The organism is Streptomyces sp. CA189 (genome assembly GCF_056428985.1).
The window spans coordinates 1-20,585 of sequence record NZ_JBWJVM010000120.1; the positions used below are offsets into that span (position 1 = coordinate 1).

A 20,585-nucleotide genomic window follows, 5' to 3' on the forward strand; every position below is an offset into this window, starting at 1 on the left:
GGTAGGGGGCGGGCGGTGGGGCCGGCGGCCCGTTCATCCCCATCGGACCGAGCAGCCGGGGCCGTTCGGTGCCGGCCGCCGGGCTGCCGGCCGGCGGATAGACCTGGGCGTGTCTGAGGAACTGCTGGGCGGCGGCCTCGACCACCTGCGGCAGGATCTGCCCGAGGGTCTCCATGTTGGCCACGCCGTTGGCGGCGGCCCGGCAGGCGGCCCGGCCCTGGCTCATCTTGACGGGCATGGTGTCTTCGAGCCGGTGGGCCAACTCGCTCTCCTTCGCGCGGCTCTGGTGGTCGTACCGGTTCCACGGCACGACCACGTTGATCCACGGCCGGGACTCCTGGTCGAAGGCGGCCAGCCGCTGCCGGCGCTGCTCGTCCTCCACCGCCCACCGGTCCACGATGAGGATCTCGGGCCGGGTCGGCGGCTGTTTGGAGTCGAAGTGCCCGGCCTCGTCGTCGAACGACCCCACCGTCGTCTGGTAGTTGAGATTGCGGACCAGGTCCTCGGCCACGTAGGCGATGGGCCGCTGGGAGACCGGGTGGTACGGGTTCCAGTCCAGCGCGCTGTCCCCGTAGTACTCGGGGCTGCGGCCCTCGGGCAGATCGTGCCGGGAGGCGGCGGCCACGGTGACGTGCAGGGTGCGGGCGGTGCTGCTGGGGGTGCCGTTCGGAGAGCCGAAGGCGCTGGGCACCAGCCGGTAGTCGAGCGGCCGGATCGGATCGAGCCGGACGGTCTCGGCGACCCGGACGATCCGCTTGGCGAGTTCGTACACGGCGCTCTCGTACTGCTCGGCGTAGCCCCGCAGTTTGATCAGCCCGTAGAGCCCGTCGGTGACGTACCGCTCGCCGAAGGTGTTGTGGTTGAACTGCAACCGCTCGGCGGGAAGCGGTAGTTGGGAGGGCGGTACCGGCACCCATAACGCGGGCACGATGGCTTCGGCCGGCTGGTTGCTGAGCGCCACGTGGTGGATGGTGCGCTGCGCGAAGGCGAACCACTCCTTCCCGCACATTTCGCTGGCGAAGTAGCGCGGCGAGAACAGGGGGACGAAGACCCGGCAGGTGGCGAGCGCCGCCCCGAGCCGTTCCGACCAGCCCTCACCGCTGCGTATCTCCCGGTCCATGAAGCCGGCCTCGGCTCCCGCGGGCAGATTGGTCAGCGCCATGACATGGCTGCAGAGATCGCGGAATAGCCGCTCCACCCACATGTCCGGGTCCGGTCCTCCCGCCCCGAACCTCGGTGTATGCGCATAACTGAGAAAAAAGTACGGCTGCACTGATGCGGGCACACGACCCCCGTCCCGAAGATGCGAGCGAAGAAACATCATTCCGGAGCTGCTCCGCCACATCCCCTCATCGTTCAGTCAATCAGCGTCTGTTTTCGGTCATCCATTCAAGCGCGTGATCGACGGCATGCGGAAGGGCGAAGAGCATGGTCGATGCTCCGCCGATCCGCCCCCGGCGTATCCCGTCTTCCGGAAACGCCCTGCCGATCTCGGCGAAATCGCTGTCATCCAGCGCGATGTCCTCGTACGCGGTCCACCCTTCCCCCCCAGGCCGTCCGGGCTGCCCACCCGGAACCCCTGGAAGGTTCACCTTCACCACACACTCGTACATGCGCAAGGGGGGCTGCGGAATTCGATACTCCGCGAGATGGAAAGCGGTGCAGACGGAAAATCCCACATTGATCATGAGTACCCCCCATCCCTCCCCGCACATCTTTCCCAGGGGTGATTCCTCGCCCAAATGGCTGGTCAGCGGATGTTCCGCGCACAGTTCCCGGGCGCCTTCCCCGACCGCGGCGAACGAGGTCTGCGGATGCCCGCTGCGGGCGGCTCCCGGGGCGGTGCGCACCGCCTCGGCCAGGACCCCCATGCCGTGGCTCGGGGTCCACGCCGGGTCGAAGGCGGGCATCCGCGCGCGGAAGGCCCGTACGCCCTCCTCGGAGAGGCCCGCGATCCCCGCCAGGTGCGCGGTGGAGGTCTTGGAGTTCTGCGGGGTGAAGGCCGGCACCGCGAGGGTGCCGTGCGGGCCGACACCGGCCAGCAGGGCGTCGCGCAGCCCCTCGGCACGCAGGCCGGTGCCACCGAGCGAGGCGTGCACCAGCAGGCGCATGCCGGGGCGGACACCGAGCGCGTGGAGGGGGCCGTCGGCCCCGGAGTTCGAGGGGAGGGCCATGCGTCCACCGCCTTCAGCAGGTTTCGCGAGGAACCCCGGGCGTTTACGCCGGGGAGGAAACGCATCTTTGACCCCGACGCGCCGCTGCATGGCTACACTTCTTCACGGGCTGCGAGCGCGAAGGCACGAACCACACGCCGATGGGGACACTGTTTTGCCGCCAGGACCAGCTCAACACAGATCTGGCTCGCCCATAGGCGAGTCTCGGCAACTCCCACCCCCCCGGGGCGTGGGTAGCGGGGCGCAGTCAACCGCCCCAGAAACGGCGCAAGCCGGTTCCGGACGCGGGAGTCCACGCGGCAGCCAGTCGCGCCCTACCTGCAAGGCTGGGCCTTCAGGGCCGGGTCAAGTTGACTTCCCAGCGGAGCTGCTCCACGAGCCGCTTGCCGGTGCTCGTCAACTCCGCCGCCCCCGACAGCCGGTCCAGTGCCCGGTTGATCCGGTCCAGCCCGTCCGGCTCCGCGGCGGCGGTCGCCCGCCGGTAGGCCTCCACGGCCACCCGCTCGTGGACGTCGGCCAGCAGCCGGGACACCGGGACCGGGCGCTCCCGCCACGGCGAGGGGTGCTGCCACGCGCCGTCCAGCGCGTACAGGTCGGCCACCTCGGTCAGCGCCTGCAGCCCGGCCCGCCGCCGCCCGGTCAGCAGCGCGAGCGCGGTCTCCGCCACCCCCGCCGCGTACGGCACTCCGAGCGCGCCCGGACCGTGCCGCCCGGCCTCGCCCCAGCCGCGGGCCCGGGGGCCGCCCGCGAGCGGGGTCACGGTGGTCAGCCCGGTGGCGGCCGCCCGCGCGAACTCGGGCACCGAGACGTGCAGCAGCGCCCACGCCGCGTCGAGGCGCTCCCGCCACTCCTCGGCCTCCCCGGCGCCGAGCCGCAGCCTGGGCGGGCGGGCGAAGCAGTTGCGCTGCGGGTCGAGGTCCTCCAGCGCCACCGGGGCCGCGTCCGGCCCCGGCGACCAGGTGCGTACGGGCTGCCAGCGCGCGTCACCCGCCGCGGGCCCGAAGCGGTGCTCGGGGCGCCCCTCCTCGCGGACGGCGTACCCCGCGTCGGCGGCGTGCAGCGTGGCCCGGCCCTCGGTGCCGGGCTCGCCCAGGCGCAGCAGGCCGAGCGTCGGCAGGTACACCTCGCCGTCCCGGTAGACGACCTCGGCGGGCAGGTCGAGCCCGCCGCGCAGGACGGCGGCGGCGGCCAGCGCGGTCAGCAGGCGGGCCGCCTGCGGGGTGTCGGGGCGGCCGCGCTGCCCGGGGTCGAGGCAGGCCATGACCCAGGTCCGGGTGAAGGGGTGGGCCAGTACGGCGTCCAGCGCGTCCGTGCCCGCCCGTCCGGCCCGTTCCACGGCGCCCAGCACCCGCCAGGCCCGCTCCCAGTCGGAATCACCCGTACGGCGGTCGTTCAAGAGGGCGAGCAGGTCCCTGGTGAGCTGCTCCTGGGAGCCGGCCAGCCGGTCCGGGTCGGAGAGCTCCGGCGCGCTCGTGCGGGCGCTCGTACGCCCCTCCACGCCGTCGACGAGCTCGCGCAGGTCGGTGCAGTAGACGGAGGGGTTGTCGAAATCCCCGCCGTCTCCGGCCCCCGGCGCATCAGCCGGACCGGCCTTGTAGCGGTGCGTGTAGAGCCCGCCTCCGCATGAACGTACGACGGGGCACCGTCGGCACGTCTCGCTGACGCCGGCCAGGCCCAGTTGCCGGGCGCGGACCCCGGGATGGGCCGCGACCAGGTCGAAGGCGTGGTCGAAGACGTTGAACCCGGTGGCGGCGGCTCCCTCGAAGGCGCTCTTCAGGGAGTCCACTTGCTCCAGGTTCCCGTCGGTCTCCACCACGACGAGATCGGTGGGCGCGAGGCCGAGGGACTCGGTGAGGCTGGGGCCGCCGGCCAGGGTGGAGAACAGCGAGTCGAAGAGCCGTACGGGGACCGGGCGTCCGCGGTGCTCCCAGTGGTCGAAGACCCGCAGAAGCCAGCGCGCGTACGTGTCGGGGGCCTCGTCGGGGCGGACCGGGGGTGTCTGCCAGGTGGCGTGCGGGAGGAGGAAGTCCACGCGCGGCGGGGCCAGTTCAACCAGGGCGTCGAGTACGGCCACGGGGTCGTTGGCCACGTCGACGGTGCAGAGCAGGCCCTGGTAGAGGTGGCGGTAGGGCTCGGTGCGCAGGAGGTCCACGGCGGCCAGGACCAGGGGGTGGCTGGTGCGTCCGTCGGCGAAGCGCCGGTGGCGGTCGTTGGCCGCGCGGTCCCCGTCGAGGGAGACGCTGACGCTGACGCCGAATTCCGCGAAGAGGTCCAGATAACGGGGGCTGAGCTGCAGGCCGTTGGTGTGCATGCGCAGGTCGAGGGCGGCAATGCCGTCGAGGGCGCGGGTGAATTCCTCGCACACGAGCCGGAGGCGCGCGGGGCCCGCGAGAAGCGGTTCCCCTCCGTGAAGGATGACCGTGACGGAGGGGAGTGCGTGTGTCCTGGCGTGTTCTGCGAGCCGCGACGCGGTGTGCGCGATCACCTCGGGGGAGATCACTTTCGGCCGGGCGCGCCAGCTCTGATCTGCGTGTTCATAGACATAGCAATGATCACAAGCAAGATCGCATCTGCTGTGAACTTTCAGGACGATCTCGCGAAAAGCGATCAGGCCGGTCATTCCACCAGTCTAGAGCGCTGAGTTCCTTGTCAGAGTGCAGAGTTGAAGATGGGCGTCTGAACCTTTCGACCGGATTCCGTCGGGAGGACGCGACCCAGGGTCGCGGCCGCGCGCGCACCGCGGACGTCGATCCGGTCGAGCGGGACGCGGTGGGCCGTGACGGTGCTGGCCGGGTGGGTTGCGGAGGTGTTCATGACGCCGTCCTCGGGGAGGTCATGGGGAATGGGAAGGGACATTGGCGAGGAGCCAGTGTCTGGCGCGGACTTTACCCGCCCGGGTGCGCTTCGGCTGCCTGAACATGGACGCGGGTTCTCACAATGTGACCTCTCGGGCCAACGAATGTGACGAACGATCAAGCGCCCGTGGCATGGGTGATCGAATACGACGGGGATCGGTGCCGGGGGTTTACCTGAACGAAAGATCCATTTCCCGTGCACGGTCTCCCGGGCCGCCTCCCCGGGCACCTCCCCGGCCCCCTCCTACGCCGGCTGCTGCTCGTTCACCGGAGGCGCGGGCACCTCCCTGAGCAGCCATGTCAGTACGTCGGGCAGGGCGCGCAGGGCCGCGAAGTGCGCGGCGGCCGGGTCGATGTTCGTGGTGGCGCCCGGGATGCGGCTGGCCAGCCAGCGGGAGTGGCCCACGGGCGAGAACACGTCCAGCTCGCCGTGCCAGATCAGCACCGGGCAGCGGATGTCCGCCGGGTCGAAGCCCCAGGGGCCGCTGAAGGCGATGGCGTCGTCGATCCAGCCGTAGGCGGAGGTGCGGACCCCCTCGCGGTAATTGCGCAGCAGCATGGCCCGCAGCCCCGCGTCCGCGACGATCATGCGGTCGCTGTCGGTGAGCTCGCGGCGCAGCTCGTCCAGGAGCCGGCCGGGGTCCTCGGCGATCCCGGCGGCGCGCGGGATCAGCCGGGCGGCGAGCTCCTCGGGGTCCCGGCCGGCCGTGGAGTGCTCCCGGACGTTCGAGGGGGACATGCCCTCGAACCAGTCCAGGTCCTCCGCGTCCCGGGGGGCCAGGGAGACCAGTGCGGCGGTCCGGGTGACCCGGTCGGGGAGCAGGGCGGCGCAGGCCAGCGCGCCGGGGGCGCCGCCGGAGCGGCCGGCCACGGCGAAGTTGTCCAGGCCCAGGGAGTCGGCGATCGCGGCCACCTCCGCGGCCACGTCGGCGACGGTGCGCCCCGGATGGCGGTCGGAGCCCCCGTAGCCGGGCCGGTCGTAGGCGATGAGCTGCATCCGGCGCTGGTAGAGGACCATGCCCCGGGGGGCGGGGCCCAGCCGGCTGCCGGGCATGCCGTGGAGCAGGAAAACGGGTTTTCCGTCCGGGTCGCCCCAGCGCTCCACCGTCAGATTCCGTCCGTCCGCGACGCGCACCTGACTGCGCACGCGCTCCCTCCCTCACGGTCGACGCGACTCGTCACGGTGATTGTGCTCGCTGGGGGAGGAGTGCGGTAGGGCGCACTTCGCCAGAAATTCTTGTGAAAGTTTTCACAAGCGCACAGGGGTCTTAGGTCCTGAGGTATCTGTGCAGGTCGGAGAGGGTATGGAGTAGACGTGAACGGGTGTGAACGGCCCTTCGGCCCTGCGGGAAAGGGCTTTTTCGGCAGCACGGCTTCCGCTTTTGGGTGTCGAATTGAGTCATCAGGAAAGCGGTTCAGGTTGAGTCGAAATGAAGGAGTTCCTGCCATGCAGGCGAACGAGATGGTGGATGGACTGGTCCAGGGGGCGCTCACGGCGCTCGACCAGTTCTCGTCGTTCAACCAGGAGCAGGTCGACCACATCGTCAAGAAGGCCTCGCTGGCCGCGCTGAGCCAGCACGGCGAGCTCGCCCAGCTGGCCGTCGAGGAGACCGGCCGCGGACTCTTCGAGGACAAGGCCGTCAAGAACCTCTTCGCCTGCGAGCATGTCGTGAACTCGATGCGCGGGCTGAAGACCGCCGGCGTCATCCGCCGCGACGAGCTGAACGGCATCACGGAGATCGCCGAGCCGGTCGGTGTCGTCTGCGCGATGACCCCGGTCACCAACCCGACCTCGACCACGATCTTCAAGGCCCTGATCGCCCTGAAGACCCGCAACCCCATCATCTTCGCCTTCCACCCCTCCGCGCAGAACTGCTCGGCCGAGGCCGCCCGCATCGTCCGCGACGCCGCCGTCGCCGCCGGCGCTCCTGCCAACTGCGTCCAGTGGGTCACCGCCCCCTCCATGGAGGCCACCGGCGCCCTCATGAACCACCCGGGCGTCTCCACCATCCTCGCGACCGGCGGAAACGCCATGGTCAAGGCCGCGTACTCGTGCGGCAAGCCGGCCCTGGGCGTCGGCGCGGGCAACGTCCCGGCGTACGTCCACAAGAGCGCCAAGCTCGGCCGCGCGATCCACGACATCGTGCTCTCCAAGGCCTTCGACAACGGCATGATCTGCGCCTCGGAGCAGGCCGTCATCCTCGACGCCGAGATCTACGAGAAGGGCCTCGCCGAGTTCAAGCGGCTCGGCGCCCACGTGGTCTCCGCCGCCGAGAAGACCAAGCTGGAGCAGTTCGTCTTCGGCACCACCGCCTACGCGGCCGACGCCTCCGGCGCCAAGCTGAACCCGGCGGTCGTCGGCAAGTCCCCGCAGTGGATCGCCGAGCAGGCCGGCTTCACCGTCCCCGCCGACGCCTCGATCCTCCTCGCGGAGTGCAACGAGGTCGGCGAGAACGAGCCGCTGACCCGTGAGAAGCTGTCCCCGGTCCTGGCCGCCCTGAAGGCCTCCGACACCGAGCACGGCCTCGAACTGGCCGCTGCGATGGTCGAGTTCCACGGTCTGGGACACAGCGCCGCCATCCACGCCGAGGACGAGGAGCTCGTCGAGGAGTTCGGCAGGAAGGTCAAGGCGATCCGCGTCATCGCCAACTCGCCCTCCACCTTCGGCGGCATCGGCGACGTCTACAACGCCTTCCTCCCCTCCCTCACCCTGGGCTGCGGCTCGTACGGACACAACTCGGTGTCGAACAACGTCACCGCGGTCAACCTGATCAACGTCAAGCGGATCGGACGGCGCAACACCAACATGCAGTGGTTCAAGGTCCCGCCGAAGATCTACTTCGAGCGCAACTCCATCCGCTACCTCGGTGAGATGGACGGCATCAGCCGCGTCTCGATCGTCACCGACAAGACGATGGTCTCCATCGGCTTCGTGCAGAAGGTCGTCGACATCCTGCAGGCCCGCGAGGGCGCCGTGTCGATCCAGATCATCGACAACGTCGAGCCCAACCCGGAGCTCTCCACCGTCCAGGCCGGCGCCGCGATGATGCGCGACTTCAAGCCCGACACGATCATCGGCCTCGGCGGCGGCTCGCCGATGGACGCCGCGAAGATCATGTGGCTGATGTACGAGCGCCCGGAGGTGGAGTTCGCCGACACGAAGGAGAAGTTCTTCGACGTCCGCAAGCGCGCCTATAAGTTCCCCTCGCTCGGCGAGAAGGCCAAGATGGTCGCCATCCCGACCACCTCGGGCACCGGCTCCGAGGTCACCCCGTTCGCCGTCATCTCCGACCCGGCCGCGGCCCAGAAGTACCCGCTCGCCGACTACGCGCTGACCCCGAACGTCGCCATCGTCGACCCGATGCTGCCGATGGGCCTCCCGCCCAAGGTGACCGCCGACTCCGGCTTCGACGCCCTGACGCACGCCACCGAGGCCTACGTCTCCGCGTACTCGAACGACTACACCGACGGTCTGTGCCTCCAGGCCATCAAGCTCATCTTCGAAAACCTGCAGCGCTGCGTGGTCGACGGTCCGAACGACCCCGAGGCCCGCGAGAAGATGCACAACGCCTCCACGGTGGCGGGCATGGCCTTCGCGAACGCCTTCCTGGGCATGGTTCACGCCATGGCGCACACCCTGGGCAACACCTTCCACGTCGCCCACGGCCGCACCAACGCGCTGCTCCTGCCGCACGTGATCCGTCACAACGGCACGGTCACCCACAAGGCCACCCCGTGGCCGAAGGCCGAGGTCTACCGGGCGCCGGAGCGCTTCCAGGAGATCGCGAAGATGCTGGGCCTGCCGGCCGCCACGGCCGCCGAGGGCGTCGAGTCCTACGCCAAGGCCGTCGAGGAGCTCCGCAGCAAGTGCGGGATCACCTCCTCCTTCGCCGAGGAGGGCGTGGACGAGCAGGCCTTCATCGAGGCCCTGCCGACCCAGGCCATGAACGCCTACGCCGACCAGTGCGCCCCCGCCAACCCGCGGATGCCGATGATCGACGACCTGAAGCAGCTCATGCGCCAGGCGTACTACGGCAACGCCGAGGGTGCCCCGGCCAAGAAGGCCGCCAAGAAGAAGTAGCCCTTCTTCTTCCGAAGAACCTCCGCTAAGGAGCGGAAGAGCCCGCCCGGGACGCTAAGGCCCGGGCGGGCTTTCCACATGTCCGGGAGGGGTCGGTCCCGGGGACCGGCTCAGGTGTGCGGGATCAGCAGGGCCGCCGCCGAGCGGGCGCGCTCCAGGGAGGTGGCCCGGTCCGCGCCGCGCTCGCCCAGCACCACCCGGGTGCTCAGCCCGTCCAGCAGGGCGAGCAGCTCCGAGGCGCGGGCCGGGATGTCCAGGCCCGCGGCGAAGCGGCCCTGTTCCACCCCTTTGGCGAGGAGCGCCTCCAGGTCCCGCTGCCAGCCGTCGTCGATCTCCTGCTGGGCGGCGCGCAGCGGCTCGTTCGAGGGGATGCGGGCCCACAGCTCGATCCAGAGCGTCCAGCGCGGATCGCGGGGGCCGCGGGGCAGGTAGAGCTCCAGGAAGAGCGCGAGTTTGCGGTGTGCGGTGAGCCGGCGGCCCAGCAACGCGGAGCGCTCCCCGGTCAGTTGCTGCTCGCTCCAGCGCAGGGCGGCCAGCAGCAGCCGGTCTTTGCTGCCGAAGTAGTACAGGATGTGGCCGCCGCTGGTGCCGAGCCGTTCCGCGAGCGCGGACATGGTGAGCGCCGCGAGCCCGTCCTCGGCGATCGCCGTCATGGCCTCTTCCAGCATCCGCTCCTGGGCGATCTGCCCGTCGCGCCGCCGTGCCGCTCCCGCTGCCACCTGTGCCGCCTTCCCGATCTTCGTGGGCCGACCTTATCCCGGACAGGGTCTTGACGGGGTCCGGGTCGGCAGCGCATCTTGAATGCCATTCAAGAACTTAGAACGCCGTTCAAGGTCTGTTCATGGTTCGTGGTTCACACGGTTCACCGCCGAAGGTCAGGGGCAGACGCATGGCACACCAGGAGTCGACGGCAGCCGTCGACGAGGTCTTCAGAGTCGAGATGCACGGCATCGACCCCATCCCCGACGCCGAGCGCCACGGCGGGGCCAAGGACCTCTTCTGGCTCTGGTTCGGCTCCAACCTGACCTTCACCTACGTGATCAACGGAGCCCTCGCCGTCGCCTTCGGCCTCAGCTTCTGGCAGGCCACCGCCGTCGTCGTGATCAGCGGTCTCTCCTTCTTCGCGATCAGCGCCGCCGGCCTCAGCGGCATCCGCACCGGCACCGCCACCCTGGTCATCTCCCGGGCCGCCTTCGGCGTGCGCGGCAACTGGCCGGCGGGCGTCCTCAACTGGGTGGTGAGCATCGGCTACACCATCGTCAACACCGTCGTCGGCACCTTGGCGCTGGAGGTGTTCTTCGCCGAAATCGGCCTGGGCGAAGGCACCTTGATCCGGGCCGCCGCGCTCGGCATTACCCTCGCGCTCACCTTCGCCGTCGCCATGTGGGGCCACGCCACGGTGCAGTTCGCCGAGCGCTGGATGGCCTACGTCCTGGCCGTCGGCTTCGGCGCCCTGCTGGTCTTCGTCCTGCCCGGCGCCGAGACCACCGCACCGGCCGACGCCCTGGCCCCGGGCCTGTCCGGCTGGAGCCTGGCCTTCGTCGTGATGCTTGCCGGGCCGTTCTCGTACCTGCCGATGCCCGCCGACTACACCCGCTACCTGCCCCGCACCACCTCGCTGAAGTCGATTACCTGGATGGGCGCGCTCGGCGGGTTCGTCTCCTCCGTCGCCCTCGGGATCGCCGGCGTGGCCGCCGCCACCCAGACCGACATGACCGACGCCGTCGCCGGGGCCGAGAGCCTGCTGCCCGGCTGGTTCCAGCCGCTGTTCCTGGCCCTGGTCCTGGGCGGCTCCGTCACCAACTCGATCATCACGCTCTACTCCTCCAGCCTGAACCTCCAGGTCCTCGGCATCCCGTGGAGCCGGGCCCGGGCCATCGTGATCAGCGCCGCCGTGACCGCCGCCGGATCGCTCGCCGCGCTCTTCCTCACCGACTTCACCACCTCCCTGCTGTCCTTCCTCTCGCTCCTGATCATCGTGTTCGCCCCCTGGGGCGGCGTCTTCCTCGCCGACATGCTGCTGCGCCGCTGCCGCTACGACTCCGACGCGCTGCACGCCGGGAGCGAGGGGGCCTACTGGTACCGCGCCGGCTACCACCCGGCCGGCATGGCCGCCCTGCTCGCCGGTATGGCCTTCGCCGCCCTGACCTGCGACTCCGCGCTGTGGACCGGGCCGCTCGTGGCCCCGCTCGGCGGCGCCGACCTCACCCTGCTCGGCTCGGTGGTCTCCGGGCTCACCTACTGGGCCCTCGCCCGCCGGGTGCCCGCGTACGCCCCGGCCGCCTGAGGGCCCCTCCGGCACCTCCCCGCTCGTCCGTACCCCCTCTGCACAGGAGCACCACCCCATGTCACACTCCGCCCCCGCCGACCTGCTCCTCACCGGAGCCCGCATCCACACCGTCGACCCCGAGCTGCCCGAGGCCGAAGCCCTCGCCGTGCGCGGCGGGCGGATCGTCTGGGTGGGCCCGGACGCGGAGGCCGCCGAGTGGGCGGGCCCGGACACCGAGCGGATCGACGCGGGCGGCCGGCTCGTGCTGCCCGGATTCATCGACGCCCACAACCACGTCCGGCTCGGCTCCGACGACGCGTGCGTGCAGCTCGCCGGGGTGCGGACGCTCGAAGCCATCCTCGACCGGATCGGCGAGTGGCGGGAGGCCAACCCGGACGCCGAGTGGGTCGAGGCCGAGGCCTTCGACTACTCCGCGATCCCCGGCGGGCGCATGCCCACCGCCGCCGACCTGGACCCGGTCACCGGGGACACCCCCGCGATCGTGCTCTCGTACGACGTCCACACGGCCTGGCTGAACACGGCGGCGATGCGCCGGCTCGGCGTCGCGAAGGACCGTACCGACCTGCCCTTCGGCACGGCCGCCGTGGACCCGGAGACCGGCGAGCCCACCGGCTTTGTCAAGGACTTCGCCATCAAGGGGCTCTCCCGCGACGGCCACCGCGCCCTGCGCGAGCTGGGTGTGCCGTGGGCCTCCCCGGACCGGCAGTACGGGCGCCTCGCCAAGAGCCTCGACGACGCGATCCGCTTCGGCATCACCACCGTCGTGGAGCCGCAGAACTCCCTGGACGACCTGGAACTGTACGACCGGGCGCGCGCCGAGGGCCGGCTGCGCTCGCGGATCGTCGCCGCGCTGTTCCACCCGCGCGGCACCACCGAGGAGGACCTCGACCTCTTCGAGGCGGCCGCCAAGGTGCACGCGGGAGACCGCTTCCGGGTGGGCCCCCTCAAGCTCTACATCGACGACGTGGTGGAGCCGCGCACGGCCGCGCTCCTGGAGCCGTACACCGGCTGCGGAGCGCACCGGGGCGAGACCTTCTACCCGGCGGAGGAGTTCGCCGAGCTCCTCGCCCGGCTGGACGCGCGCGGGTTCCAGTGCTTCGTCCACGCCACCGGCGACCGGGGCATCCGTACGGTCCTGGACGCCGTCGAGCACGCCCGGGCGGTGAACGGCCCGCGCGACGCCCGCCACCAGGTGGTGCACGTGGAATGCCTGGACCCCGAGGACGTACCGCGCTTCGAGCAGCTCGGGGTGGTGGCCTGCATGCAGCCCCGGCACTGCGCGCCGGAGATCGCCGGTCCGGGCCAGGACTGGGCGGAGAACGTGGGGGAGGACCGCTGGCACAAGGCGTGGCCGATGCGGAGCCTCGCCGAGGCGGGGGCCGTCCTGGCCTTCTCCAGCGACTGGAACGTCGCCGAGATGGACCCGATGGTCGGCATCTACACGGCGCTGACCCGGCGCCCGCTGGACGGCGGCGAACCGTGGCAGGAACAGGAGACGGTGGACGCCCGGACGGCGGTGTACGGCTACACGATGGGTTCCGCGTACGCCAACTTCCTCGAGGAGGACCGCGGTTCCCTGACCGTCGGCAAGGCGGCCGACTTCGTGATCCTGTCCCGGGACATCCTCGCGGTGGCCCCGGAACAGATCCCCGGCACGGTGGCCGAAACGGTGGTGGTCGCGGGCGAGGTGGTCCACCGGGCGGGGTAGGTTGGCGGAACTTTTGCCGGGGCCCCGGGGGGACCGTATGGATGCGCTGTTCGGAACGCTCGTCGAATTCGTCCTGCTCGGCCTGGTCCTGGTGCCGTTCGGCTGGTACCTGCGCAGGGCCGTGAACCGCGGGGTGGAACGGCGGGAGGCGGCGGCCGGCGCCGGCGCCGCGGTGGCCATCCCCTGCCAGGCGCGCTGGCGGCAGGGGGCGCGTCGGCGGTTCTTCGGCGGCGGGAAGCTCGCCGCCGGCGCGGACGGCGTCGGCGCGAGCTTCAAGGCGCCGCTGCGCCCGGCGGTCCTGCTGCCCGTCGGCGGCCGGGCAGTCGTCCGGGAGAGCTGGCGGCCGGGGATGCGGGTGCTGGAGTACCGGGCCCCGGACGGGCAGCGGATCGACTTCCAGGTGTACGACGGCGAGGCCGGCAGGGCGGCCCGGGTCCTCGGAATCCCCGACCCGGCGGACTGGGCCTGACACCTCGGCCCACCACCCCGCCCGCCGTGCGTAACGCGATCATGGCGGGCGCACTACGGCTCTGTGGCCGAACGGGCCTGACGGGCAAGGGGCGTTGTGCGGCGGCGCGGCCGGTGGCTAGTGCTGTGGCCGGAAAGGTTTGCCGGGTCGCGGTGTCCGGTGCGGTGCATCGCAAGGCGGAGGGCCGCGACTCGTACTGGACGTACCGTCGTGGTCCGACAATGCGGCGAGGTGCCGTGCCGGGCGCCGTGACACGGTGAACCTTTCCGGTCACAGCACTAGCTTCGGGGCATGGCTGCGAGAGCTCTCGGACTGACCAAGCGGCGCGCGATCGATTTCATGCGCGTCGCCGGTGCGCTGTGTCGGTGAGCGGCCCATCGGGCCGCCCGGCCCTTTCGCCCCCGAAGTCCGTCCGCCTGTCTGGAGTGTTCGTGAAGCCGTCCCGCTCTGCCCTGCTCTCCCTCGGGTCCGCCCTGGTGCTGTCCGCCACGGTCGCCCTCCCGTCCGCGGCCCAGGCCGCGCCCGCCCCGCCCGCCGCGCCCGCCGACGGCGGGGCCGTCGTCCGCGAGTGGTACGACATCACCGCGCAGACCGTCGCCACCGCCGGCGCATCCACCCAGGTCACCAACAGCCGCACCTGGGCGATCAGTTGGCTCGCGGCAGCCCGGGCCGGCCGGGAGGCCCCCGGCGGCCGAGACCGGGCGGCCTTCCAGGACGCCGCCGTCGCCTCGGCCGTGCACGACGCCCTGGTGGACCTCGCCCCGAGCCGCACCGCCGTGCTCGACGCCGCCCTCGCCGAGACCCTGCGCCGGATCCCCGACGGCCGCGCCGAGGACCGGGGCGTGGCCGCCGGAGCCCGGCAGGCGGAGCTCGCGCTCGCGGACCGCCGCGGCGACGGCCTCGACCCCGCCTCCGTGAACGCCCCCTTCACCGTCCCCGCCGCCGCCCCCGGCGTCTGGCAGCCCACGCCCGACGGCTACGCCCCCGCCGCGCAGTACGGCAACCGCGTGGCCGAGCCCTTCCTGCTGGACTCCCCGGACCAGTACCGGATCGGCCCGCCGCCCGCGCTCGACTCCCTCCGCTACCGCGCCGACCTGGCCGAGGTGCGCGCGTACGGCGCGGCCGGCTCCACCGTCCGCACCGCCCGCCAGACCGAGACCGCCACCTTCTGGTACGGCTCCTCGCTGGCCCTGTACACCGAGCCGCTGCGCGTCGCCGTGACCCGCTCGAAAGCCTCGCCCGCCGAACGGGCCGCGCTGGTCGGCCTGTTCCACGCCGCGCTCGTCGACACGCAGATCGCCACCTCCGACAGCAAGTACGCGTACACGCGCTGGCGCCCGGTCACCGCGATCCGCACCGGCGCCATCGCCCCCGACCAGACCTGGACCCCGCTCCACCAGACCCCGGCCCACCCGGACTACCCCAGCGGGCACACCACCTACTCCGGCGCCGCCGAGGTGATCCTGGAGGCCCTCGCGGGCCCCCGTACCGCCCCCTTCGACCTCACCAGCCCGACCGCCCCCGGTGTCCGGCGGACCTACACCAGCTGGGAGCACCTGACCCGCGAGAACGTCGACGCACGGATCTTCTCCGGCATCCACACGCGCTCCGCCGACGAGGCGGGGGTGACCCTCGGCAAGGCGGTCGGCCGCCACGCCCTGAGCAACGCCGCCGCACTGCTCGCCCCGCTGGGCTGACCGGCGGCGCGGGGGCCGCGCTACCGCTTCGGCCAGTACCAGAGGGGTTCGTCCAGGGGGCCCTCGCGGTCCGCCACCTCGGTCTGGCCGAAGTCCTTGAGCAGGGTGATGGTCCGCAGGTCCACGCGGTGGCGCCGGACGCCCGCCGCCAGGGCTTCCGCCAGCGGGGCGGCGTGCGTGACCACCACCGTCTGGGTGTCCCGGGCCACCGTCAGGATCAGGTCCGCGAGGGGGCCCAGCAGGTCGGGGTGGAGGCTGGTCTCCGGCTCGTTGAGCACCATCAGGGCGGGCGGGCGCGGGGTCAGCAGGGCGGCCGTCCACAGCAGGTAGCGCAGGGTCCCGTCGGAGAGTTCCGCCGCGCCCAGCGGGCGCAGCAGCCCGTGCTGGTGCAGCTCCAGCTCGAAGCGGCCGTCCCGTTCCGCGACCGCCACGCTGCTGCCCGGGAAGGCCGCCTCGACGGCCTCGTCCAGGGCCGCGTGGTCGCCGGTCTCCCGGATCGTCTGGAGCGCGGCCGGCAGGTCGGAGCCGTCCGCGGCGAGGACCGGCGTACGGGTTCCGACGCGCGGGGTGCGGGCCGGCGCGTCGGCGTCCGTGCGGACGTGGTCGTAGAACCGCCAGGAGCGGATCAGCTCGCGCAGGGCCAGCAGGTCGGGGGCCAGCTGCGGGTCCGCGAGTTCGCTGAGCATGGAGTCGTACGGGCGCAGGGCGCCCTGGGTGCGGTGCCAGCCGCCGTCCGCGGTCCGGGTGCGCACGGCGGGCCCGGCGCGGTCCGAGAGCAGGGCGGCGGGGCGCAGGACCGGCCCGGCCCAGGTGCACTCGCGTTTGATCTCGGGGTCCAGGCCGAAGAGCGAGCCGTGGACCGGCGCGGGATGGCCGAAGTCCACCGCGTAGCCGAACTCGTCCCCGGCGAAGCCGAGCCGCAGGCTCACCGGTTCGGAGCGCACGGTCGGCTCGACGGCGTACCGGCCCTCGCGCACCGCCCGTCCGGTCCGCTCCGGGCCGGCCCACAGGGTGGAGGGCAGTCCGCCCTCCCGGGCCAGCGCCGCGACGGCGCCGCCCCGCGCGGAGTCGGCCAGCAGCCGCAGCGACCGGTACAGGCTGGACTTGCCGGTGCCGTTGGCGCCCGTCACCACGGTGAGCCGGCCGAGGGGGACGATGAGCTTGCGCAGGGAGCGGTAGTTCTCCACCGCGAGGGTCGTGATCACGAGGTGATGATGCCGATCATGCGGTGGGTCACGTCTCGGGGTGCTCCTCGGGGGCGAGGAAGCGGCCCATCGGCAGCACCTGCCGGCCCCAGGTGCTCGCCATGATCTGCCCGGCGAGCAGGTACGTGGCCCCGAGCGCGGCCAGGAGTCCGCTCCAGCCGGTGATCCGCTCCCAGATCACCGAGCCCGTGAACCCGCTGATCGTCATCCCGACGAAGACCACCAGCACGCACGTGAAGGTGGACAGCAGCACCAGGTGGATCCGCCAGCTGCCGATCCACAGCACGAACACCACGAACACCCACGGCAGTGCGAACAGCCCGCTCACGTCACCGCGCAGCGCCGGATCGGTGGCCGGCAGCACCCACTGGAGCAGCAGGGCCTTGGACATCCAGAACAGCCCGAATCCGCCGAAGACGGTGGCGTGCCAGGTGTCGCCGCGCTGCGCCTGGAAGAGCCCGGCCAGCAGCTGGGCGAGCCCGCCGATGAAGAAGCCGACCAGGGGCAGCACGGAGTGGCTGAGCTTCTCCGGGAAGATGCCCGCGTCGATGCCGGTGGCGATGGTGGTGACCACGATGAAGCCGGTGAGGCCGAGGGGGCCGAGCTGCGCCTGCGCGCTGGGCTCCATCCGCTTGACGGAGACGGCCTGTTCGGCCGGGCCCATGCGGTTGCGGAGGTGGGTGGGGGTGTTCATCGCACGGCTTCCCTCTCCGGCAGGGCGTCCGGCTCGTCGGGGAGCCCGCTGCCCACCGCCGCTCCCGCCTTGCCCCTGCGGCCCGCCGCGCAGGCCAGCGTGATCGCCGAGCCGAGCACTGCCCAGCCGCTCAGGACCAGCAGCGGCCCGGTGAGGTCATTGCCCTTGAAGTACGCGATCGAGCGCGCGGCGTACGTGCCCGCGCCCGGCGGCAGCCAGGGGCCGATGGCCTGCCAGAACGGCGGCAGCAGCGGGTACGGGTAGGCGCCGCCGGCGCTCGGGTTGCCGAGCACCACCACCAGCAGGATCGCCAGGCCGATGCCGACCACGCCCGCGAGGCCCTGGAAGGCCAGGGTGATCGCGCCGACGGCGAAGACGACGAGGGTTCCGAGCCCCCACAGGCCCAGGATGCTGCCGGGCAGCGCGCCCAGGATCGGGTCGGCGATCACCGCGCCGAGCAGCCCGGCCGCGATGGAGTACACCAGCAGGGCGCCGAGCCGGATGACGGCGCGGTGGACGTTCGCGGGCCGGGCGCCGGCGCTGATCGCGAGGATCGCCGCGCACAGGTAGCCGCCCACGCACCAGCCGACGACCAGGTAGAAGGAGCTCAGGCCGCGCCCGTCGCCGGCGGCGGCCGGGGCCACGTCCACGACGGTCACGGTGCGGCCCTGGGTCTTCTCGACGAGGCCGACGACCTCCTCCAGCGCCTGCGACAGGGAGGCTCCGGCGCCGCTGGCGACCAGCAGCTTGTCGGTCGTGCCGGCCGGGTCGACGATCAGCGCGCCGTCCACGTCCCGGTTCTGGATCTGCCGGAGCGCCGTCGCCTCGTCCTGGACGGCGCGCGGGTCGAGCGGCTTGCCGGGCAGCGCGGCGAGCTGTTTCGCCGTCTGCTCGGCGATCGGCGCGGCGGGCGCCGCCACGGCGATCGGGATCTCGTCCGGCTTGGGGTGATGGAAGGCCCCGACGTACGAGGTGATGAAGGCGAGCTGGAGCGCCAGTACGCCCAGGACCAGGAGAGCGGCCCGGGTGGTGACGGCGTCCTTGATCTCGGCGAGGAAGCCGCCGGACTGCCCTGGGTCTGCGTGGGTGGGCTGGGTCATGTCTCACACGCTCGGCGTGCCGGGCGCCGGGCGCAGCAGGGGAGGGCCGAATGGATGACGCCCATCGGGGCGGACCGCAGATTTTTTACCGCCGCGTAACTTCCCAGTTTTGCTACCCGCCCGTAATTTAGCGGCTGCAGCACCCCCTTGTGATCCGGATCACGGGATGCACCCCCACGTCCTTCCCGCGCCATCCCCGGTACTCCCCTTGAGCCGCAAGGAGATCACACGATGCTGCCCTGGAGACGCCTGCTCCGCCCGCTGGCCGTCCTCACCCTGACCGCCGCCGCGCTCGTCGCCCCCACCGGAGCGGCCCAGGCCGCCTCGGCGCCGAGCAGCGGCTGGAACAACTGGTCCTGCAAACCGTCCGCCGCTCACCCCCGGCCCGTCGTCCTGGTCCACGGAACCTTCGGGAACTCCGTCGACAACTGGCTCGGCTTCGCGCCGTACCTGGTCCACCGGGGCTACTGCGTCTACTCCCTCGACTACGGGCAACTGCCCGGCGTCCCCTTCTTCAACGGACTCGGACCCATCGAAGCGTCCGCCGGGCAGCTCGACGTCTTCGTCGACAAGGTGCTCGCCGCCACCGGAGCGGCCGAGACGGACATCGTCGGCCACTCCCAGGGCGGCATGATGCCGCGCTACTACCTGAAGTTCCTCGGCGGCGCCGACAAGGTCAACGCCCTGGTCGGACTCGCCCCCGACAACCACGGGACCACCCTGCTGGGCCTCACCAAGCTCCTCCCGTACTTCCCCGGAGCCGGGGACCTGATCAGCGCCGCCACCCCGGGCCTCGCCGACCAGATCGCCGGATCGCCCTTCCAGAACAAGCTGAACGAGGGCGGGGACACCGTCCCCGGAGTCGCGTACACGGTGATCGCCACCCGCTACGACGAGGTGGTCACCCCGTACCGGAGCCAGTTCCTCACCGGGCCGAACGTCCGCAACGTGCTGCTCCAGGACCTGTGCGCGGTGGACTTCTCGGAGCACGTGGCCATCGGGCTCACCGACCGGATCGCCTGGCACGAGGCGCTCAACGCCCTCGACCCGGCGCACGCCGAACGGACCACCTGCGCGTCGGTCTTCGACTGACGGCGGCGGGCGGCCCGTCCGGCGGGCCGCCCGCCCTCGGTCACCGGTGGCCCGTAGCAGGTCAGCGGCCGTGGCGGCGCGGGGTCGTCCGGCGGCGGGCCAGCGCGAACAGCACGGCCGCGCCGACGGCCAGGACACCGGCCCCGCCGATCGCGATCGCCGGGGTGGTGCTGCTGCCACCCGTCTCCGCGAGGTTGGTCCCGCCCTGCGAGGGGACCGGGGACGGGGTGCCGCCGCCGTTCGTCTTCGGGTCGTTGTCCCCGTGCCCGTTGTGCTCCACCGTGGACTTGTCGACGCCTTCGGAGATCTGCTGGTCGGTGGGGGCCGAGGGCTGCTGCGACGGCTGATCCACGGGCTGTTCGGAGGGCGTGGAACTCGGCTTCGCGCTCGGCTTGGCGCTCGGCTCGGCACTGGGCCGACCCCCGTTGCCGCCGTTGCCACCCGTACCGGTTCCGCCGTTGTCCTTGCCGAAGACCACGTCCGAGCAGGTGTAGAAGGCCTCCGGGCTGTCCGAGCGCTGCCAGACGCTGTAGATCAGGTGCCGGCCGGTCTTCTTCGGGACGGTGCCGGAGAAGACGTAGTCGCCTTGTCGCATCCCCGGGTCGGTGACCTTCGCGAAGGGCGCCGCCTCCAGGTCGGACCACTTCAGCGGCTTCGACGGGTCGTAGCCGTCCTTCGTCACGTACAGCTCGAAGGAGCCCTTGTGCGGGGCGGTCCCCTTGTAGCGGAAGGTGTGCGCGCCCGCGGCCATCGGGCTCGCCGGCCAGTCGGCGCGCGCCAGGTCCAGCCCCTTGTACTTGTCGTTGCCCGCGGAGCACAGCTGCCCGTCCGGGATCAGCGCCTTGCTCTGACCGGCCGCGTTGGCGATGTTCACCGCGTTCCAGTCGTAGAACGCCTGCACCCCGCTCGCCGCGACCGCCGCCTTGCAAGCCGCCGACTTCGGGGACTCCGGGCCCTCCGCGTAGCACGCCGCCACCCGGCTGACCGGGTCCGTCATCGAACCGTGGGCGGCCGCCGGGACGGCGGCGTACGCGGCCACCGCGAGCGGGGCGAGGCCTGCGGCGGCGAAGCGGGCGGCGGTACGGCGTGCGGGCAGTCGGGTAGCTGGAGTGCGTTGCCGCACTCCAGCCCCCTCAGAACCGGACTTGCGAGTCGTCCTCGCATCCGGCTCAAGCGGGCCCCTGGAGTCGCTCGGGATAGTCATGCTTGCTTGGCCCTTC

The 20,585-nt window shown here is 71.9% G+C and carries 17 protein-coding genes; 7 read left to right on the forward strand and 10 right to left on the reverse strand.

Annotated features, from left to right (window positions below; genetic code table 11):
• The 5 genes from AC061S_RS42130 to AC061S_RS42150 all read right to left on the reverse strand — a co-directional run.
• Positions 1 to 1,321 (reverse strand): TIR-like protein FxsC (locus tag AC061S_RS42130; RefSeq protein WP_478691164.1); only part of this gene is annotated, 1,321 nt, incomplete at its 3' end.
• A gap of 43 nt (positions 1,322 to 1,364) precedes the next feature.
• Positions 1,365 to 2,174, reverse strand: a complete 810-nt coding sequence (locus AC061S_RS42135) for an AAC(3) family N-acetyltransferase (RefSeq protein WP_478691177.1) — start codon at positions 2,172 to 2,174, stop codon at positions 1,365 to 1,367.
• A gap of 334 nt (positions 2,175 to 2,508) precedes the next feature.
• Positions 2,509 to 4,794 carry a radical SAM/SPASM protein FxsBH, inactivated beta-hydroxylase extension form gene (gene fxsBH, locus AC061S_RS42140; protein WP_478691165.1) on the reverse strand — a complete coding sequence of 762 codons (2,286 nt, stop codon included), beginning with the start codon at positions 4,792 to 4,794 and terminating at the stop codon, positions 2,509 to 2,511.
• A gap of 29 nt (positions 4,795 to 4,823) precedes the next feature.
• On the reverse strand, positions 4,824 to 4,988 hold the full coding sequence (gene fxsA / locus AC061S_RS42145) for an FxSxx-COOH cyclophane-containing RiPP peptide (RefSeq protein WP_478691166.1): 165 nt from the start codon (positions 4,986 to 4,988) through the stop codon (positions 4,824 to 4,826).
• Between the two features lie 285 nt (positions 4,989 to 5,273).
• Positions 5,274 to 6,176, reverse strand: a complete 903-nt coding sequence (locus tag AC061S_RS42150) for an alpha/beta fold hydrolase (protein ID WP_478691167.1) — start codon at positions 6,174 to 6,176, stop codon at positions 5,274 to 5,276.
• Positions 6,177 to 6,476: 300 nt separating this feature from the next.
• Between AC061S_RS42150 and adhE the strand changes: the two genes are divergently transcribed.
• A complete protein-coding gene (gene adhE, locus AC061S_RS42155; RefSeq protein WP_478691168.1) occupies positions 6,477 to 9,110 on the forward strand; it encodes a bifunctional acetaldehyde-CoA/alcohol dehydrogenase in 2,634 nt (877 codons plus the stop codon).
• A 110-nt stretch (positions 9,111 to 9,220) separates the two neighbouring features.
• Here the strand turns inward: adhE and AC061S_RS42160 are convergent, their stop codons facing one another.
• On the reverse strand, positions 9,221 to 9,778 hold the full coding sequence (locus AC061S_RS42160; RefSeq protein WP_478691178.1) for a TetR/AcrR family transcriptional regulator: 558 nt from the start codon (positions 9,776 to 9,778) through the stop codon (positions 9,221 to 9,223).
• A 221-nt stretch (positions 9,779 to 9,999) separates the two neighbouring features.
• Here AC061S_RS42160 and AC061S_RS42165 point away from each other — a divergent pair, with 221 nt between their 5' ends.
• The 5 genes from AC061S_RS42165 to AC061S_RS42185 all read left to right on the forward strand — a co-directional run bounded on the left by AC061S_RS42165 (position 10,000) and on the right by AC061S_RS42185 (position 15,274).
• Positions 10,000 to 11,397 (forward strand): purine-cytosine permease family protein, encoded by a 1,398-nt coding sequence (locus tag AC061S_RS42165; RefSeq protein WP_478691169.1) that lies wholly within the window; start codon positions 10,000 to 10,002, stop codon positions 11,395 to 11,397.
• A gap of 58 nt (positions 11,398 to 11,455) precedes the next feature.
• A complete protein-coding gene (locus tag AC061S_RS42170; RefSeq protein WP_478691170.1) occupies positions 11,456 to 13,108 on the forward strand; it encodes an amidohydrolase in 1,653 nt (550 codons plus the stop codon).
• Positions 13,109 to 13,145: 37 nt separating this feature from the next.
• Positions 13,146 to 13,577 (forward strand): hypothetical protein, encoded by a 432-nt coding sequence (locus AC061S_RS42175; RefSeq protein ID WP_478691171.1) that lies wholly within the window; start codon positions 13,146 to 13,148, stop codon positions 13,575 to 13,577.
• A 291-nt stretch (positions 13,578 to 13,868) separates the two neighbouring features.
• Complete coding sequence (locus AC061S_RS42180; RefSeq protein ID WP_478691179.1) at positions 13,869 to 13,946, forward strand: putative leader peptide; 78 nt, start codon at positions 13,869 to 13,871, stop codon at positions 13,944 to 13,946.
• A gap of 62 nt (positions 13,947 to 14,008) precedes the next feature.
• The gene (locus AC061S_RS42185; protein WP_478691172.1) at positions 14,009 to 15,274 is read left to right on the forward strand and encodes a vanadium-dependent haloperoxidase; all 1,266 of its coding nucleotides are present in this window, start codon (positions 14,009 to 14,011) and stop codon (positions 15,272 to 15,274) included.
• Positions 15,275 to 15,294: 20 nt separating this feature from the next.
• On the opposite strand, the gene AC061S_RS42190 is transcribed toward AC061S_RS42185, so the two are convergent.
• The 3 genes from AC061S_RS42190 to AC061S_RS42200 are packed head-to-tail and all read right to left on the reverse strand — an operon-like array spanning position 15,295 to position 18,273.
• The gene (locus tag AC061S_RS42190; protein ID WP_478691173.1) at positions 15,295 to 16,479 is read right to left on the reverse strand and encodes an AAA family ATPase; all 1,185 of its coding nucleotides are present in this window, start codon (positions 16,477 to 16,479) and stop codon (positions 15,295 to 15,297) included.
• A 28-nt stretch (positions 16,480 to 16,507) separates the two neighbouring features.
• The gene (locus AC061S_RS42195) at positions 16,508 to 17,173 is read right to left on the reverse strand and encodes an acetate uptake transporter (RefSeq protein ID WP_478691174.1); all 666 of its coding nucleotides are present in this window, start codon (positions 17,171 to 17,173) and stop codon (positions 16,508 to 16,510) included.
• Positions 17,170 to 18,273 carry an ABC-2 transporter permease gene (locus tag AC061S_RS42200; RefSeq protein ID WP_478691175.1) on the reverse strand — a complete coding sequence of 368 codons (1,104 nt, stop codon included), beginning with the start codon at positions 18,271 to 18,273 and terminating at the stop codon, positions 17,170 to 17,172. Before AC061S_RS42200 ends, AC061S_RS42195 begins: the two co-directional genes overlap by 4 nt.
• A 231-nt stretch (positions 18,274 to 18,504) precedes the next feature.
• On the opposite strand from AC061S_RS42200, the gene AC061S_RS42205 reads away from it, so the two are divergent.
• Positions 18,505 to 19,365: an esterase/lipase family protein gene (locus AC061S_RS42205; protein WP_478691176.1), complete on the forward strand. Its 861-nt coding sequence runs from the start codon at positions 18,505 to 18,507 to the stop codon at positions 19,363 to 19,365.
• Positions 19,366 to 19,426: 61 nt separating this feature from the next.
• Here the strand turns inward: AC061S_RS42205 and AC061S_RS42210 are convergent, their stop codons facing one another.
• On the reverse strand, positions 19,427 to 20,461 hold the full coding sequence (locus AC061S_RS42210) for a lytic polysaccharide monooxygenase (protein ID WP_478691180.1): 1,035 nt from the start codon (positions 20,459 to 20,461) through the stop codon (positions 19,427 to 19,429).
• Positions 20,462 to 20,585: the final 124 nt, after the last annotated feature.